The sequence below is a fragment of the Microbacterium sp. B35-04 genome (assembly GCF_010634885.1).
In the GTDB taxonomy this organism is placed as follows: domain Bacteria; phylum Actinomycetota; class Actinomycetes; order Actinomycetales; family Microbacteriaceae; genus Microbacterium.
The window spans coordinates 63,665-79,112 of record NZ_MWLP01000034.1 but is presented as its reverse complement, the minus strand read 5'-3'; the positions used below and the strand labels follow the sequence as shown (position 1 = coordinate 79,112).

Annotated in this window: 13 protein-coding genes; 6 read left to right on the top strand and 7 right to left on the bottom strand. The window is 71.3% G+C overall.

What is annotated here, in order from left to right:
- Positions 1 to 138 precede the first annotated feature (138 nt).
- Positions 139 to 1,236, top strand: coding sequence for an aminotransferase class V-fold PLP-dependent enzyme (locus B1729_RS09440; RefSeq protein ID WP_163632364.1), 1,098 nt, complete (start codon positions 139 to 141; stop codon positions 1,234 to 1,236).
- 11 nt (positions 1,237 to 1,247) lie between these two features.
- Here the strand turns inward: B1729_RS09440 and B1729_RS09435 are convergent, their stop codons facing one another.
- Genes B1729_RS09435 through B1729_RS09420 form a run of 4 tightly spaced genes read right to left on the bottom strand, consistent with a single transcriptional unit; the run spans position 1,248 to position 6,388 of the window.
- On the bottom strand, positions 1,248 to 3,191 hold the full coding sequence (locus B1729_RS09435; protein WP_204318895.1) for a beta-L-arabinofuranosidase domain-containing protein: 1,944 nt from the start codon (positions 3,189 to 3,191) through the stop codon (positions 1,248 to 1,250).
- Complete coding sequence (locus B1729_RS09430) at positions 3,188 to 4,084, bottom strand: carbohydrate ABC transporter permease (RefSeq protein ID WP_163618200.1); 897 nt, start codon at positions 4,082 to 4,084, stop codon at positions 3,188 to 3,190. The genes B1729_RS09435 and B1729_RS09430 overlap by 4 nt, the downstream gene beginning before the upstream one ends.
- A gap of 10 nt (positions 4,085 to 4,094) precedes the next feature.
- Positions 4,095 to 5,030, bottom strand: a complete 936-nt coding sequence (locus B1729_RS09425; RefSeq protein WP_163632358.1) for a sugar ABC transporter permease — start codon at positions 5,028 to 5,030, stop codon at positions 4,095 to 4,097.
- 59 nt (positions 5,031 to 5,089) lie between these two features.
- Positions 5,090 to 6,388: a sugar ABC transporter substrate-binding protein gene (locus B1729_RS09420; RefSeq protein WP_163632356.1), complete on the bottom strand. Its 1,299-nt coding sequence runs from the start codon at positions 6,386 to 6,388 to the stop codon at positions 5,090 to 5,092.
- Between the two features lie 162 nt (positions 6,389 to 6,550).
- Between B1729_RS09420 and B1729_RS09415 the strand changes: the two genes are divergently transcribed.
- Positions 6,551 to 7,576: a LacI family DNA-binding transcriptional regulator gene (locus B1729_RS09415; RefSeq protein ID WP_163618203.1), complete on the top strand. Its 1,026-nt coding sequence runs from the start codon at positions 6,551 to 6,553 to the stop codon at positions 7,574 to 7,576.
- 12 nt (positions 7,577 to 7,588) lie between these two features.
- Here B1729_RS09415 and B1729_RS09410 read toward each other — a convergent pair whose 3' ends face one another.
- From B1729_RS09410 to B1729_RS09400, 3 genes are all read right to left on the bottom strand, one after another.
- On the bottom strand, positions 7,589 to 8,185 hold the full coding sequence (locus tag B1729_RS09410; RefSeq protein WP_163632353.1) for a DUF1992 domain-containing protein: 597 nt from the start codon (positions 8,183 to 8,185) through the stop codon (positions 7,589 to 7,591).
- Complete coding sequence (locus B1729_RS09405; RefSeq protein ID WP_163632351.1) at positions 8,182 to 9,033, bottom strand: NAD(P)-dependent oxidoreductase; 852 nt, start codon at positions 9,031 to 9,033, stop codon at positions 8,182 to 8,184. Before B1729_RS09405 ends, B1729_RS09410 begins: the two co-directional genes overlap by 4 nt.
- 152 nt (positions 9,034 to 9,185) lie before the next feature.
- Positions 9,186 to 10,124, bottom strand: coding sequence for an oxygenase MpaB family protein (locus B1729_RS09400; protein ID WP_163632347.1), 939 nt, complete (start codon positions 10,122 to 10,124; stop codon positions 9,186 to 9,188).
- Between the two features lie 59 nt (positions 10,125 to 10,183).
- Here B1729_RS09400 and B1729_RS09395 point away from each other — a divergent pair, with 59 nt between their 5' ends.
- From B1729_RS09395 to araA, 4 genes are all read left to right on the top strand, one after another.
- Positions 10,184 to 11,182 (top strand): LacI family DNA-binding transcriptional regulator, encoded by a 999-nt coding sequence (locus B1729_RS09395; protein ID WP_239539580.1) that lies wholly within the window; start codon positions 10,184 to 10,186, stop codon positions 11,180 to 11,182.
- Between the two features lie 215 nt (positions 11,183 to 11,397).
- Positions 11,398 to 12,201: an L-ribulose-5-phosphate 4-epimerase gene (locus B1729_RS09390; RefSeq protein ID WP_163632344.1), complete on the top strand. Its 804-nt coding sequence runs from the start codon at positions 11,398 to 11,400 to the stop codon at positions 12,199 to 12,201.
- Positions 12,198 to 13,802 (top strand): FGGY-family carbohydrate kinase, encoded by a 1,605-nt coding sequence (locus tag B1729_RS09385; RefSeq protein ID WP_163632341.1) that lies wholly within the window; start codon positions 12,198 to 12,200, stop codon positions 13,800 to 13,802. The genes B1729_RS09390 and B1729_RS09385 overlap by 4 nt, the downstream gene beginning before the upstream one ends.
- A gap of 120 nt (positions 13,803 to 13,922) precedes the next feature.
- Positions 13,923 to 15,434 (top strand): L-arabinose isomerase, encoded by a 1,512-nt coding sequence (gene araA / locus B1729_RS09380; protein ID WP_163618210.1) that lies wholly within the window; start codon positions 13,923 to 13,925, stop codon positions 15,432 to 15,434.
- Positions 15,435 to 15,448 lie beyond the last annotated feature (14 nt).

Here is a 15,448-nt window from a genome sequence, read left to right as displayed (position 1 = left end):
AAGGTGCAATGTACAACTGCACCTTCTACTCAGATCGTTTTATCTCGCCGGACACTCGTCCTGCGATGGCTGTGACCGAATCGTCATCCTGGAGTTCGGATGTTTACACCCGTGAAACACGCGGCAGGCGTTGCCCCGATGGATCACTACCTCGCGGCGTTCGCCGCAGTCCCCGGCCACCTGGACTTCGCACGGTTCGGTCCGCCCTCACGTCTCGTGTGCGAGGCCGCCGCGGACGTCTGGGGAGCCGCTGCGGCCGGCGACGTGGACGAGGCGGGCGAAGACGACCGCGCACGTGAACAGGTCGAACGGCTGCTTGGCATGCCGGGGGCCGACGTCGCGCTGGTTCCGAGCACGTCCCTCGGCCTCTTCCATGTCGCCTTCGCGCTGCGCGGCGCCGAGGTGCTCGTGTCGCGGGGCGAGTTCCCCGCGAACCTGTACCCATGGTGGCGGGCCGAGGAGCTCGGGATCCTGCGCGTGTGCGACATGCCCGCCGACCATCTCGAAGCCCCGGTCACCCCCGAGAGGGTCGCCCAGGCGCTGGGGCCGGCGACGACGGCGGTGGCCGTGAGCGCGGTGGACTTCCGCACGGGGTGGCGCGCCGACCTCGCCGGCATCCGGGAGGTCATCGGCGACCGCCTGCTGATCGTGGATGCGATCCAGGCGGCGGGCGCCGTAGATCTTCCGTTCGCGCACGCCGACGTCGTGATCGCGGGCGGCCAGAAGTGGCTGCGTGCGGGCTGGGGCACCGGATTCGTCGCAGCGTCGCCTCGCGCCCTGGCCGCGATGGTGCCGCGGCTGAGCGGATGGACGGGCGTCGAGCGTCCGGGCGGATACGACGGGCTGCGGCATCTGTCTCTCCCCGGTGCGAAGCACCTGGGCCTCACGAACGGATCGCCCGCCTCCGCTCGCATGCTCGCGCGCGCTCTGGAGCTGATCGACACGGTCGGGGTCCGCGCGGTCGAGGAGCGGATCTCGGCCCGTGTCGACGCGCTGATCGCGGCGCTCGATGCGGCGGGAGTCGTGATCGTCTCGCCTCGCCGACCCGCCGACCGCGCCGGGATCGTCGTGGGGCGGTGGGCCGACGGGGCCGCCGCCGCGCGCCGCGCCCGGCTCGCCGAGCACGGCGTCGCGGTCACGGCGCACGGCCCGGACCGGCTCCGGTTCTCGGTCCACGCCACGACCGCGCTCGACGTGCTGCCGCGCGTGGCCGAGCTCGTGAGCATGCCCGTGTGACGAGCGGCACGTCAGCCGGCGGGGATCCACACGCGCATCGTGGAGGGTCCCCGCTCGGCCCAATCGTGGTACGCCACGAGCGGGACCTCCACGGATGCGTGCGCGGGCGGTCCGCCACCGGGTTCGCCGTACGGCCAGCCGCCGTCGTCCGCTCCGCGCGCGACCACCTTCACCCACACGCGTCCGTCGCGCTCGACCGGCTCGGCGCTGGCAGCCAACGCGACCTGCGCGACGTCGTCGACGTCGCCGGGGCCGAGGTCCACCGACTCGAGCGCGAACACCTCGGGACCGCGCTCGATCACGAGGCACCCGCGCACGGCGTCGATGCGCTCGTCGGGGGCCGTCACGCGCGGCGCCATGGGCAGGTCGAGCTCCACGACGTCCCCCTCGCGGAACGCCCGGCGCACCTCGGCGGCCCCAGGAGGGAGATCGCGCTCCTCGGTGGCACCGCCGTCGGTCGGCAGGAGCCGCAGGCGCGCCCCCGCGGCCCACGCCGGAACGCGGAGGGTGAGCGTCCACGGGGCGTCGGGTGCGGCATCCGCTCGCGAGATCACACGGATCCGTCCCGACACCGGGTAGTCCGTCTCGACGTCGAGCGCGACGACGCGGCCGTCGGCGAGCGTCGTGCGCACCGTCGACGGCGCGTACTGATGCAGCTGGACGCCGTCGTCGTCCGCGGTCGCGACGTAGGCGTCGAGGCTCGCGAGGGTGCGCGCCACGTTCGGCGGGCAGCACGACACCTCGAACCACGGCGCACGCAGCGACGACGACGCGCGGGGAGAGGTGGCGTCGGGCTCGGCCGGGATGCCGGGCACGCGCTGGTGCAGCGTGTTCGCGTAGAAGAACGAACGGCCGTCGGGCGCGGGCGACGTCGCCACGACGTTGAACAGGGTCCGCTCGATGAGATCGGCGTGGCGCGCATCGCCGTCCGCCAGCAGCAGGCGCCACGAGAACATGATCGAGCCGACGCCCGCGCACGTCTCCGAGTAGGCGCGGTCGGCCGGCAGCTCCCAGTCCTCTCCGAACGCCTCGTCCTGATGGTGCGAACCCTGGCCGCCTGTGATGTAGGTCCGCCGGGCGACCGTACGGTCCCACTGCCCGCGGAGCGCTCCGAGCAGCTCATCGTCGCCGGTGTCGACGGCGACGTCCGCGGCGCCCGCCGCCAGGTAGTTCGCGCGAACCGCGTGACCGCGCAGGGCCGTCGCGTCGCGCACCGGCACGTCGTCCTGGAAGTACTTGCGGCCCCATTCGATGTCATGAAGCGTGCCGCGTCCGTGGCGCTCGACGAACAGGCGCGCCTGCTCGAGGTAGCGCGGCTCGCCGGTCGCCCGGGAGAGTTCGGCGAGCCCGACCTCGACCTCGGCGTGGCCGCAGATCCCGTCGCGTCCGCCGGGCCCGAATTCCGCGCACACCAGGTCGGCGGCACGCACCGCGATGCGGAGCAACCCGTCGTCCGCACCCGGGCGGGTGCGTTCCCGGGCCACCGCCGCCTGGAAGAGGTGGCCGAGGCAGTACAGCTCGTGTCCCCACTCCAGATCGGACCACCGCGCGCCCTGCCCCGCGCGCCCGAACTGCGTGTTGAGGTATCCGTCCGCCTCCTGGGCCGCCGCGACACGACCGACGACGGCGCGCAGCCGCGCTTCGAGGTCGGCGTCGTCGGTGCGGCCGATCTCCCAGGCGAGCGCCTCGAGGTACTTGTACCCCTCGGAATCCGAGAACTCGCGTCCGCGGCGCCCTTCCGGCAGCGTGCCGGCCGCGGCGCGGTCGAAGTTGGCCAGCCAGCCCTCGGATTCCAGGCGGCTCTCGATGTGCGCGAGCGTGTTGCGGCCGTTGACCGTCTGCCGGTCGCCCCAGAAGCCGCCGGTGATGCGGACCTCCTGCTGGCCGAGGGGGCGGAGGCGGCCGCGCGTCGGGGCGACGGGCGCCTGGGGTGCGGTGGTGGTCTGCATGGTCATCCCTTGAAAGCTCCCGACATGAATCCTCGGACGTAGTGGCGCTGGAGCACGAGGAACAGAACGATGCAGGGGAGGGCCAGCACGACCACCCCCGCCTCCGTCGCCCCGTAGTCGATGACGCCCTGCACCTGCACGCGGAGGTTCGAGACCGCCAGCGGCAGCGTCATCCGGTTCGTGTCGGTGATGAGGATCAGCGGCGCCATGAAGTCGTTCCAGGCCGCCAGGAAGGCGAACATGCCGACGGTGATCAGCCCGGGTTTGACCGCCGGCAGCAGCACGAGCCGGAGCGCTCCGAAGGTCGTCGCGCCGTCCACCAGGGCCGCCTCGTCGAGCTCGCGTGGGACGGACTCGAACGAGATCCGCATCATGAACATCGAGAACGGCAGCTGGAACATCGTGAGCACGATCGCGACGCCGACCAGGGAGTTGCTGAGCCCTACGGCGTTGAGGATCACGTAGAGCGGGATCAGCAGTGTCGTGTACGGCACCATCAGAATTGCGAGCACGGTGAGGAACAGCAGGTTCTTCCCCGGGAAGGAGAACCGCGCGAAGGCGTACCCGCCGAGGGTGGAGACGACCAGGGTCAGCAGCACCGTCAGCAGCGCGACGAACGTCGAGTTGCCGAGGTACACCCAGATGCCCGCCTGGTAGTTGGCGAGTGCCGTGTAGTTGCCGAATCCCCAGCCTTCCGGCTGGCTGGTGCCGGCTCGCGGGGCCACCGACGACACGGCGGTCCAGATGAGCGGGTAGAGGAACATGATCGCGAGTGCCGTGGTCAGCACGGCGTACGGGATGCCGAACACGATGCGCGCCGCGGGGGAGCGGCGCGCGCGGCCGCGCGCGGGCTGCACCTGGATGAGATGGGTGGAGGAGGGAAGGGTCTGTGCAGACATGGCGGGATCCTCAGTCCTCGTCCGTGCGGCGGAACGCCCGCAGCTGGAACACGTTGATGACGATGAGCGCCAGCAGCACGATCACTGACAGCGCCGCGGCGATGCCGAGGTCGTTCTGGCCCTGGAAGGCGACGTTGTAGATCAGCTGCACGATCGTCATGGTGCTGTTGTCCGGTCCGCCCTTGGTGAGGATGTAGAACTGCTCGAATGCCAGGAGTGAGCCGGTGACGCATAGCACGATGGTGAGTGCGAACGTCGGCCGCAGCAGCGGAAGCGTGATGTCGCGGAACGTCTGCCACGCCGAGGCGCCGTCGATGCGCGCGGCCTCGTAGACGTCGTCGGGGATGGCCTGCAGGCCCACCAGCATGAGCAGCATGTAGAAGCCGGCGTACCGCCACACGATGAGGAACACCGTCGACCACAGCGCGCCCTCGGGGGTGCCGAGGAACGTGAAGCCCCACGACTGCATGAGGTCGGCGAACGGACCGGCGTACGGCGAGTAGAGCACGTAGAAGAGGAGGGATGCCGAGGCGAGACCGAGTGCGCTCGGCACGAGGAAGGACGTTCGCAGCAGCGACTTCCACCGGGTCGACTCCTGCACCAGCATCGCGAGCCCGAGGCCCAGGCCGATGAGGAGGATCGTCGTGATCGCCGTGTACTTCAGGGTGAACCAGATGGCGTCCCAGAACAGGCGGTGGTCGACGGCGTCGACGTAGTTCTCGGGGAGGTTCCAGCCCTGGTTGCCCGAGAGCAGCGGCCAGTCGGATGCCGACATCTGCAGCACGAGCAGCAGTGGCAGCAGGAAGACGAACACCACGAACAGGGTGGTCGGCGATGCGTAGAGCCACCCGCGCAGCGCCTCGCGCCGGGCGCGCGAAGAGCGGTGGGGCGAGGGGGCGGGGGCGGTCGGCGGACTCGTCGGCGGACTCAGCGTCTCGGCGGACATTGGCGTTCGTTCTCCGGGGATGGGGGCGGTGGCCCGGTCGCCCGGGCCACCGCCGCGGCTCACTGCGCGAGGATCTCGGTGATGGCGTCGTTGTCGGTGTCGACCGTGTCGGTGCCTTCGAGCACGGCGTTGCGCACGAGCGTCAGCCACGGGCTGCCGGGTGCGTTGAACGCCTGCTGGAAGTTCAGCGCCACAGGGGTGTCACCCTGGGAGGCCACTTCGTTGATGGTCACGAGCCGCGGATCCTTCGCGGCGTACTCGTTGTCGGCGAAGTCCGCGCGTGAGACGACGTCGTTGTTCTTCGCGAGGACGTCCACCTGGGCCTCCTCAGACATCAGCCAGGTGAGGAAGTTCCAGGCCTGCACGGCCTTCTTGGAGTCCTTCGAGATGCCGATGCCGTCGCCGCCGACGAAGGTCGAGGCGCCGCCGTCGACGCCGGGGATGCCTGCGACGCCGGTGTCGAACGGGGTCGAGGACAGCAGCGTCGCGGGGTAGAACATCAGGCCGACGTTGCCCTCGGTGAAGCCGGCGGTCCAGGTCGGGCCCGCCTCATCCTGCGAGCTGGGCAGCACGGCGCCCGACTCCCACAGATCGCGCCACGTGTCGTAGACCTCCTTGGCGGCGTCGTTCGCGAGCAGCGACTCGTGGCCGTCATCGCTCAGCACTTCTTCACCGGACGCCCAGATGCTCGGGAACCACGTGAAGACGAGGCATCCGCCGCAGTTCAGGCCGGTCGCCGTGCCGTACACGCCGTCCTTGCCGAGCGCCTGGATCTTCTTGGCCGCGTCGGCGTACTCCGCCATGGTGGCGGGTGCCTTCTCCGGGTCGAGTCCGGCCTCTTCGAAGAGCTCCTTGTTCCAGAACAGCATCGACAGGTCGAGCACGAAGGGCAGGACGTGCTCCTTGCCGTCGGCATCCGTCCCGGCCGAGAGGTGGCCCTGGTTGATCTGGTCCTTGTAGTCGAGGCCGTCGACCTGGGCGCTGAGGTCCTGGAACAGGCCTTGCTCGACCCAGTTGGGCACGTAGACGATGTCGGCGGCGAACAGGTCGGGCAGTCCGCCCGAGCCGGCAGCGGCGCCGACCTTGGCGACGTAGTCGTCGTTGGGCACGACGGTGAGCTCGACCTGGTTCTCGTGCGAGGCGTTGTAGGCGTCGACCAGCAGGTTCGCCTGCTTCTCGAGGGGTGCGCGGGTCCAGAGCGTGAGGGTCGTTCCGTCGTCCGTCCCCTCGGCCGGGATGTCCTCCGCAGGCGTCGCCGCGCCACCGCCGGCGCAGCCGGCGAGGGCCACGAGGGCGCCTGAGAGGAGGAGTGCGGTCGCCGCGCGCCAGCCGGCGGCGCGACGTCGGGTGTTGGTCATTGCAGTCTCCTTGGCTCGTCTTCGAGCGTGCGCGTGCAGGATCGCCGCGCCGCTGCCGTGATGGATCTCGAAAACATCGAAATCGCTTTCGGCACGGTATCGTGAGACATCACGAGCGGTCAAGACGTTGCTTCGATAACGTTTCCGCAACGAGGAGGGGTGATGGCCGCCAACGAGTCCGGGGGACGCAGTGCGACGCTGAGTGATGTCGCGAAGCGGGCGGGAGTGTCGATCGCGACAGCGTCGAAGGCCCTCAACGGCCGGGAGGACGTCGCGCCGGCGACCCGGCGGCGGGTGATGGATGCCGCCGAAGACCTGTCGTTCACCCCCAACGCCATGGCGCGTGGCCTCCTCGCGGGACGCACCGGCACCGTGGGCCTGCTCACGAGTGACCTCGAGGGCCGCTTCATGATCCCGATCCTGATGGGTGCCGAGGACGCCTTCGGCGCCGGGCAGATCAACGTGTTCCTCTGCGACGCACGCGGCGACGCGATCCGCGAGCAGCACCACCTCAAGGCACTGCTGAGCCGGCGTGTCGACGGCATCATCGTCGTCGGCCGGCAGACCGACCCACGCCCGTCGCTCGGTCAGGAGATCCCCGTCCCGGTCGTGTACGCCTATGCGCCCTCCGACGACCCGCGCGACCTCTCGCTCACGCCCGACAACTACGCCGGCGGACGGCTGGCCGTCGAGCACCTCATCGCCTGTGGCCGCACCCGCATCGCCCACATCACCGGCGACCCCGCCTACGCCGCCGCCCAGGATCGCATCGCGGGAGCGCGGGCGGCGCTCGACGCGGCCGGCCTCGAGCTCGTGGGCGACCCGATGTTCTCGGAATGGACCGAGCACTGGGGTCGGGATGCCGCCGCGATGCTGCTGCAGCGGCATCCTGACGTCGACGCGATCTTCTGCGGATCCGACCAGCTCGCCCGCGGCGCCCTGGACACCGCGCGCGATCTCGGGCGCCGCGTGCCGGAGGATCTCGCCGTCATCGGGTACGACAACTGGGAGGTGCTCTCGACCAACTCGCGGCCCGAGCTGACGAGCATCGACGCCAATCTCCAGCAGCTGGGGCGTCAGGCGGCCCAGCGGGTGTTCGACGCGATCGATGGCGTCGACATCGGTGAGGGCACCCACCACCTGCCGGTGCGCCTCATCATCCGCGGTTCGACGATCCCGCGGCGCTGACGCGGCAGCCCGCTAGGTCACCTCGCGCCCGCGGCGACGCCACCAGGGGTGACGGCGGCGGGCTGCAGCATCCGTCTCCGCCTGCGCCTGCGTTGCGATGCGCGCGGCGCGACGTTCGCGCCATGCCGCGACCTCGGCGTCGACGTCACGCGTCGGGGTCACGACGGGCGGGCCGCCGAGCAGCTGCCGACGTGCCTCGACGACGCGGCGGTTGAAGTCCTCGAGGGCGTCCCGCACGTCGGCCTCGCCGGCGAGGGCATCGAGGCGCTCGTCGAGCTCGGCGCTCTCGACCCGGAGCCGGAGCGCCGGCGGGCCCAGGCCGGTGAGCTGCTCGCTCTCGATCTTGCGGCGGATCCACCAGTCGGGATCGTGGCTCTCGCCGAGGCCGGGGATGGGCTTGCCTGCGCCGGGCAGATCATCGAACTCACCCCGGCGGATCGCCTGCTGGATCGCATTCTCGACGACCGCCGCCCGCTCGGCTGCCGAGAAGCCCCGTGCCGGCGGCGCGGCCGCGTGTGCGGCATCCACTTCGTCCGATGACAAGCCCTGCTCGCGCTGCCACTTCTCGAAGCGGTAGCGTTCGGCGGCTTCGCGCGGCCCCTCGGTCATGACCCCGTGACGTGATCCCGCCACGAATGCTGCGGGGCGTACCCGAGCACGCGCCGGGCCTTGTCGATGGAGAGCAGGGTGTCGTGCTCGCCGAGCTCGCGGGTCTCGACGCCGGGGAAGACCTCGGCGACGAGTTCGGCGTTGGGGCGCGACATCACGGTGTCGGCAGCGGCGATGATGTAGGTCTCGAACCCGGGCGGGGCGACCTCGAGCGCGCGCTGCACGGCCTGCGCGCCGTCGCGGGCGTCGATGTAGCCCCACAGGTTCCACTTGCGCGTCATCGCGTCGGCGTCGTACGACGGGAACGCGGCGTAGTCCTCGGGAACCATCACGTTCGAGAACCGCAGGCCGGTGATCGACAGCTCGGGGTGCCACCGCACCAGCTCGACCGCCATCCGCTCCTCGAGCGTCTTCACGAGCGAGTACACCGACTCCGGGCGCGGCGGGTACTCCTCGTCGACCGGGATGTACGGCGGCGCCACGTCGAACGGCAGACCCAGCACGGTCTCGCTCGAGGCGTAGACGAGGCGACGGATGCCGAGTCTCACGGCCGCCCAGAACACGTTGAACGTCGCGGTCATGTTGTTGTGGAAGGTCGCGACATCGGAGCGGATGCCGGGGGCGGGGATGGCCCCGAGGTGCACGACCCCGTCGAACCCGTCGTGGCGATCGTTCACCGCGGTGAGGGCGTCGATGACCTGGCCGTAGTCGGTGAGGTCGACCTGGACGAAGTCGGGGCCGCGGGTTCCCACCACGTCGAGGCCGATGACGTCGTGGCCGGCCGCACGCAGTTCGCGGGCGACGACGGTGCCGAGCTTTCCGGACGAGCCGGTGAGGGCGATGCGCATGATTCCAGCCTGCCACTGCGCCGGGGGCAGGGACGTGTTCTCCTGCGAAAAGTCGGGTCGGTGACCACGACGCGCCGGCGATGGATGCCGCGGCACGGCGTGTCGTGTGACGGGCCCGACTTTTCGCAAGACGGCGCTGGATTTCGGGGAGATCAGTGCGCGGGCGCAGCGCCGGGGGCCGCCGGGGTTGTACGGCTGAGTCGCCGGAGCCGCTGCCGGGCGAAATCCTGCGCGCGCGGACCCTCCTCGAGCGCTTTCGCCGACACCGCCAGCACGATGCGGGTGAGGGTCACGACGGGCAGCGGAGACCGGCGCAGGCCGAGCAGCTGCCGATACCGGCGCGGCAGACTCGCGACGGCAGCGGCGAAGAGCACGCGGTAGGCGATGCGCATGATGCCGGTGAACGGCGCCGCGCGGAGGAACCGCACCACGTCGTCCACGCGCGCGTCGCGGCGGAGCTCGCCGCGTGCGAGGAACCCGTCGATGCGGGCGTGCAGCTCCCTCTCGCTCAGCGGCGGATCGGTGAGGCGCATGAGGCGGCCGGCCTGCGCCCACTCACGCACGTACGCGTCGCTGCCGCCGGGGATGGGTCCGCCCCACCGCTGGTGCGCCCCGAGGAAGGCCTCGGTGAAGGCGAGGTGCACCCACTCGACGAGGTCCGCGTCGCCCGCCGAGTAGTCCCGCGGGCCCGCGACGGACTCGTAAGAACCCTGGACCCGCTCGTGCAGCCGCGCGATGCGCTGCGTCTCCTGCGCCGCCTGCGCGGTCGACCCGTAGGTGACGCAGATGATCCAGCGCACGGTGCCGGTGAGGCGCCCGATCGGGTCGTCGCGGTAGCGCGAGAAGTCATGCACGCCCGCCATCGCACCCGGATGCAGGGCCTGGATGAGCAGGGCACGGATGCCGGCGACGAAGGTTCCCGTGCCCGCATGCACCGTCCACACGGCGCCGCCGTCCGCGAAGTACCCGGCGTCGTCGCCGTCGGCGAGTGCCCTGACCCACGGCGGCGTGCCGTCGGGATCGCCGGCGAGAGCGGTCAGCAGCCGGGCGCGGAGCGTCGGTCGTCGCGTCTTCGGAGCGTCTGCACCCATGCCTCCAGCGTGCCACCTCTGGCGATGCGGGGCGCCGAGTGGCGGATAGGGTGTGCGCCATGGACGACACGCGGCCGCTTCCCGCCGATCCCATGCGCGTGGGCGTGCGGGAGGTGGCGCGCGCCGCAGGCGTGTCGACGCAGACGGTGTCGCGCGTGCTCAATGAGCACCCGAACATCCGGCCCGAGACACGCGACCGGGTGCTGCAGACGATCGCCGACCTCGGCTACCGCGTGAACAACGCCGCCCGCACGCTCGGCACCCGCACCACCCGCACGCTCGGGGTCATCGCCTCCGACGCGACGCTGTACGGGCCGGCCGTCGGGATCGCCGCGCTCGAGGCGGCGGCGCGCGATGCCGGCCGGTGGATCGCGACGGCCTACGCGGACGCCTCGGACGAGGCATCCGTCCGCGATGCGGCCGATCGACTCCTCGGACAGGGCGTGGACGGGCTCATCGTCCTCGCACCGCACGCGGCCACGCTGACGGCGCTGACGGGCGCGCACCCGGGGGTCGCGATCGCCGCGCTGCACACCGGACCGGGCGCCGCGGAGCAGGAGGCGGGCGCAGCCCTCGCCATCTCGCATCTCGTCGAGCTCGGTCATCGCCGCATCGGCCGGGTCGCCGGACCCGAGGAGTGGCTCGAGGCGCGCTCGCGGGAAGCGGGCATGCGACGCGCGCTCGAGGGCGCGGGGCTGGGGATTGAGCCGCACTGGAGCGGCGACTGGACCGCTGCGGCCGGCGCCGCGCTCGCCGGGCGGATCGCCGCGGCCGTGCGCGCCGGCGGGCCGACGGCGGTGGCTGTCGCCAACGACCAGATGGCGCTGGGGCTCATCGCGGGACTCCGCGAGGCGGGCGTCGACGTGCCGGGCGACGTGAGCATCGTCGGTTTCGACGACAACCCGGATGCCGCGTACTACCGTCCGGCGCTCACCACGGTGGGGCTCGACCTGGCGGGCGAGGCACGCCGGGCTGTCGCCGCCGTGCTCGGTGCCACGGCACCCGCCGTCGCCGCGCCGCGTCTCGTCGTCCGCGCGTCAGCGGCGGCGCTGCGCTGACCACTCTCGACCCCTCCGCGGTGGCCGCGTCGAGAAATCAGGAAAGCTGAATGCCCCCAGGCTCAGAGTCGCGACATTCCGGGGCGCGTCATCGAACACCCGCCGATGTTCCTGAATCGTTGACGCGGCTGCGCTACGGAGGGTTGGCTCCGGGGGTTGTTACCGGTAACATCGGCCTTCACTGTCGGCGATGAGCCGCCCCAGCACGAGACCCGATGGAGGACCCCGTGACCAGCCCCGATCCGGCGACGCCGGCGCCCGCGTTCACACCCGAGGTCGAGGCATCCATCGCCGCCGTCCGGGCCGATGTCGCGAAGCTCCACGGCGAGCTCGTGCGCTACGGCCTCGTGGTCTGGACGGGCGGCAACGTCTCGGGGCGCGTCCCCGGCGCCGACCTCTTCGTCATCAAGCCGTCCGGGGTCTCGTACGACGACCTCGCCCCCGAGAACATGATCCTGTGCGACCTCGACGGCAACGTCGTGCCCGGCACACCCGGCAGTGAGCGGAGCCCCTCGAGCGACACGGCGGCGCACGCCTACGTGTACCGGAACATGCCCGAGGTCGGCGGCGTCGTGCACACGCACTCGACCTTCGCGGTGGCGTGGGCGGCACGCGGCGAGGAGATCCCCTGCGTCATCACAGCCATGGCCGATGAGTTCGGCGGACCGATCCCCGTCGGCCCGTTCGCCATCATCGGCGACGACTCGATCGGCCGCGGCATCGTCGAGACTCTCACCGGGCACCGCAGCCGCGCGGTGCTGATGCAGAACCATGGTCCGTTCACGATCGGCACGTCGGCGAAGGACGCGGTCAAGGCCGCGGTGATGGTCGAGGACGTCGCCCGCACCGTGCACCACGCGCGGGAGGCCGGCCCGCTGATCCCGATCCCGCAGGACGCGATCGACCGCCTCTTCGACCGCTACCAGAACGTCTACGGCCAGTCGTCCGACGAGCGCCGTGACGCGTCCGACGAGCGCCGTGACGCGTCCGACGAGCGCACGGAAGAGGGCGGCCGATGAGCGCCGAGGCGATCCGCACCGGGCGCACGACGCTCGGCATCGAGCTGGGCTCGACCCGCATCAAGGCGTGCCTCGTGGATGCCGACGACCCGGCGAACGTGCTCGCAGTGGGCTCGCACGCCTGGGAGAACCGGTACGAGTCCGGCCTCTGGACCTACTCGCTCGAGGACGTGTGGTCGGGCCTGCAGGCCGCGTACGCGGACCTCGTCTCCGACGCGCAGCAGCGCCATGGCGCCGCGCCCGAGACCTTCGCCGCGATCGGCGTCTCGGCGATGATGCACGGGTACCTCGCCTTCGACGAGGCGGGCACGCTGCTCGTGCCGTTCCGCACCTGGCGCAACACGAACACCGGCCCGGCGGCGGCGGAGCTCACCGACGCGTTCGGCGTGAACATCCCGCTGCGCTGGTCGATCGCGCACCTGCATCAGGCGGTGGTGGATGCCGAGCCTCACGTTCCCGACATCCGCTTCGTCACGACGCTCGCCGGCTACGTCCACCAGCGCCTGACGGGGGAGCGGGTGCTCGGCGTCGGCGACGCGTCGGGCATGTTCCCGATCGACTCCGCCACGAGCGACTACGACGCCGCGATGCTCGCGCGCTACGACGCCCTTCGACAGGCTCAGGGACCGGCTGCCGGAAGGCTGCCCGTCGCGAGCGTCTCCGAGCTGCTGCCCCGCGTGCTCGTCGCCGGGACTCCCGCCGGCGCGCTGACGGCCGAGGGTGCCGCACTGCTCGACCCGTCGGGAACCCTGCGCCCCGGCATCCCGTTCTGCGCTCCCGAAGGCGACGCCGGCACCGGCATGGTCGCGACCAACGCCGTCGCGCCGCGCACCGGCAACGTCAGTGCGGGCACCAGCATCTTCGCGATGGTCGTGCTCGAGCGGCCGCTCGAATGCGTGCACCACGAGCTCGACCTCGTCGCGACCCCGTCCGGCGACGCGGTGGCCATGGTCCACTGCAACAACGGCGCCAGCGAGCTGGCAGCCTGGGCGGGCATGTTCGCGCGCTTCGCCGAGGCATCCGGTACACCGCTCGCCGACGATGCCGTCTACGACATCCTGTTCCGCGAGGCGCTCGGGGGCGAGGCGGATGCCGGCGGGCTGCTGGCCTACAACCATCTCGCCGGCGAGCCGATCGCCGGTCTCACCGAGGGCCGCCCGCTGTTCGTGCGCACGCCCGACAGCCGCTTCACGCTCGCCAACGCGATGCGCGCCCAGCTCTACGGCGTCTTCGGCACGCTCGCCCTCGGCATGCGCGTGCTCGACGACGAGGGCGTGGGCCTCGACCGGATGTTCGCCCACGGCGGCATGTTCCGCACCGCCGGGGTGGCGCAGCGCTTCCTCGCCGGCGCGCTCGGCGCTCCGGTGTCGGTCGGCGACACCGCATCGGAGGGCGGCGCGTGGGGCATCGCCGTGCTCGCCGCGTACCTTCCGCACGCCGGCGACCTGAGCCTCGCCGCCTACCTCAAGCACCGGGTCTTCGCGAACGCGGCGATCGCGACCGCCGACCCCGACGCCGCCGATGTCGCCGGCTTCGCCGCCTACCTCGACCGCTACCGCGTCGGCCTCGCCGTCGAGGCCGCCGCCGTCACCGCTCTCTGACCTGACCCACCGTGTCCCGATTTCCCGCCTTCGTGTCCCACTTCTCGCCGGTAGAGGCCGCTCTATCGACCGAAAGTGGGACACGGATGCCTCGGACCTGAACGAACCGAAGGAACCACGATGACCCGCACCCCCCTCTCCACCTCGCTCGACGGCTACGAGGTCTGGTTCGTCACCGGCAGCCAGAACCTCTACGGCGAAGAGACCCTCCGCCAGGTCGCCGAGCAGTCCCAGGCTGTCGCCGAGGGCCTCGCCGGCCTCCCCGTCAAGATCGTGTGGAAGCCTGTCCTCAAAGACTCCGACTCCATCCGCCGGCTTGCCCTCGACGTCAACGCGCGCGACGACGTCATCGGCGTCATGGCGTGGATGCACACGTTCAGCCCCGCGAAGATGTGGATCGCCGGACTCGACGCGCTGCAGAAGCCGCTGCTGCACCTGCACACGCAGGCGAACGTCGAGCTGCCGTGGGCCGACATCGACTTCGACTTCATGAACCTCAACCAGGCCGCGCACGGCGACCGCGAGTTCGGATACATCCAGACGCGCCTCGGCGTCGCGCGCAAGACGGTCGTCGGACACGTGTCGAACCCCGCCGTGCGGCAGCAGGTCGAGGACTGGCAGCGCGCGGCCGCCGGGTGGGCGGCATCCCGTTCGCTCAAGCTCGCCCGCTTCGGCGACAACATGCGCTACGTCGCGGTCACCGAGGGCGACAAGACCGAAGCCGAGCTGCGGTTCGGCGTGCAGGTGAACACGTGGGGCGTCAACGAGCTGGTGGAGAGGGTGGATGCCGCCACCGACGCCGACGTCGACGCCCTGGTCGCCGAGTACCTCGAGTCCTACGACGTCGCGCCTGAGCTGCGACCGGACGGCGACCGCCACCAGTCGCTGCGCGACGGCGCGGCGATCGAGGTCGGGCTGCGCTCGTTCCTCGAGGAGGGCGGCTTCGGCGCCTTCACCACCTCGTTCGAGGACCTCGGCGGCCTGAAGCAGCTGCCCGGTCTCGCCGTGCAGCGCCTCATGGCCGAGGGCTATGGCTTCGGCGCCGAGGGCGACTGGAAGACCGCCATCCTGGTGCGCGTCGCGAACGTGATGGGCGCGGGCCTCCCCGGCGGCGCGAGCCTCATGGAGGACTACACGTACGACCTCGTCGCCGGCGACGAGAAGATCCTCGGCGCGCACATGCTCGAGGTCTCGCCGTCGCTGACCACCGCGAAGCCGCGCCTGGAGGTTCACCCGCTCGGCATCGGCGGCAAGGACGACCCGGTGCGGCTCGTGTTCACCGCCGACCCGGGCCCCGCCCTGGTCGTGGCCATGAGCGACATGCGCGACCGGTTCCGCCTGGTCGCGAACGTCGTGGAGAACGTCGACGCCCCCGACCTGCCGAAGCTGCCGGTGGGCCGCGCCGTCTGGAAGCCCGCGCCCGACTTCGCGACCAGCGCGGGCTGCTGGCTCGCGGCGGGTGCCGCCCATCACACCGTCATGACCACGGCCGTGGACATCGAGGTGTTCCGCGACTTCGCCGACATCGCCGGCACCGAGCTGGTCGTGATCGATGAGGACACCACCGTGCGCGGCTTCCAGCGGGAGCTCCGCTGGAACCAGGCGTACTACCGTCTCGCGCAGGGGCTGTGAGCCCGTCGCGGAGT

Coding starts and splice junctions, on each gene's coding strand:
- B1729_RS09420 (WP_163632356.1), bottom strand. CDS start 6,388: ATGACCAACACCCGACGTCGCGCCGCCGGCTGGCGCGCGGCGACCGCA.
- B1729_RS09425 (WP_163632358.1), bottom strand. CDS start 5,030: ATGTCCGCCGAGACGCTGAGTCCGCCGACGAGTCCGCCGACCGCCCCC.
- B1729_RS09400 (WP_163632347.1), bottom strand. CDS start 10,124: ATGGGTGCAGACGCTCCGAAGACGCGACGACCGACGCTCCGCGCCCGG.
- B1729_RS09435 (WP_204318895.1), bottom strand. CDS start 3,191: ATGACCATGCAGACCACCACCGCACCCCAGGCGCCCGTCGCCCCGACG.
- B1729_RS09385 (WP_163632341.1), top strand. CDS start 12,198: ATGAGCGCCGAGGCGATCCGCACCGGGCGCACGACGCTCGGCATCGAG.
- B1729_RS09395 (WP_239539580.1), top strand. CDS start 10,184: ATGGACGACACGCGGCCGCTTCCCGCCGATCCCATGCGCGTGGGCGTG.
- B1729_RS09430 (WP_163618200.1), bottom strand. CDS start 4,084: ATGTCTGCACAGACCCTTCCCTCCTCCACCCATCTCATCCAGGTGCAG.
- B1729_RS09405 (WP_163632351.1), bottom strand. CDS start 9,033: ATGCGCATCGCCCTCACCGGCTCGTCCGGAAAGCTCGGCACCGTCGTC.
- araA (WP_163618210.1), top strand. CDS start 13,923: ATGACCCGCACCCCCCTCTCCACCTCGCTCGACGGCTACGAGGTCTGG.
- B1729_RS09440 (WP_163632364.1), top strand. CDS start 139: ATGGATCACTACCTCGCGGCGTTCGCCGCAGTCCCCGGCCACCTGGAC.
- B1729_RS09415 (WP_163618203.1), top strand. CDS start 6,551: ATGGCCGCCAACGAGTCCGGGGGACGCAGTGCGACGCTGAGTGATGTC.
- B1729_RS09390 (WP_163632344.1), top strand. CDS start 11,398: ATGGAGGACCCCGTGACCAGCCCCGATCCGGCGACGCCGGCGCCCGCG.
- B1729_RS09410 (WP_163632353.1), bottom strand. CDS start 8,185: ATGACCGAGGGGCCGCGCGAAGCCGCCGAACGCTACCGCTTCGAGAAG.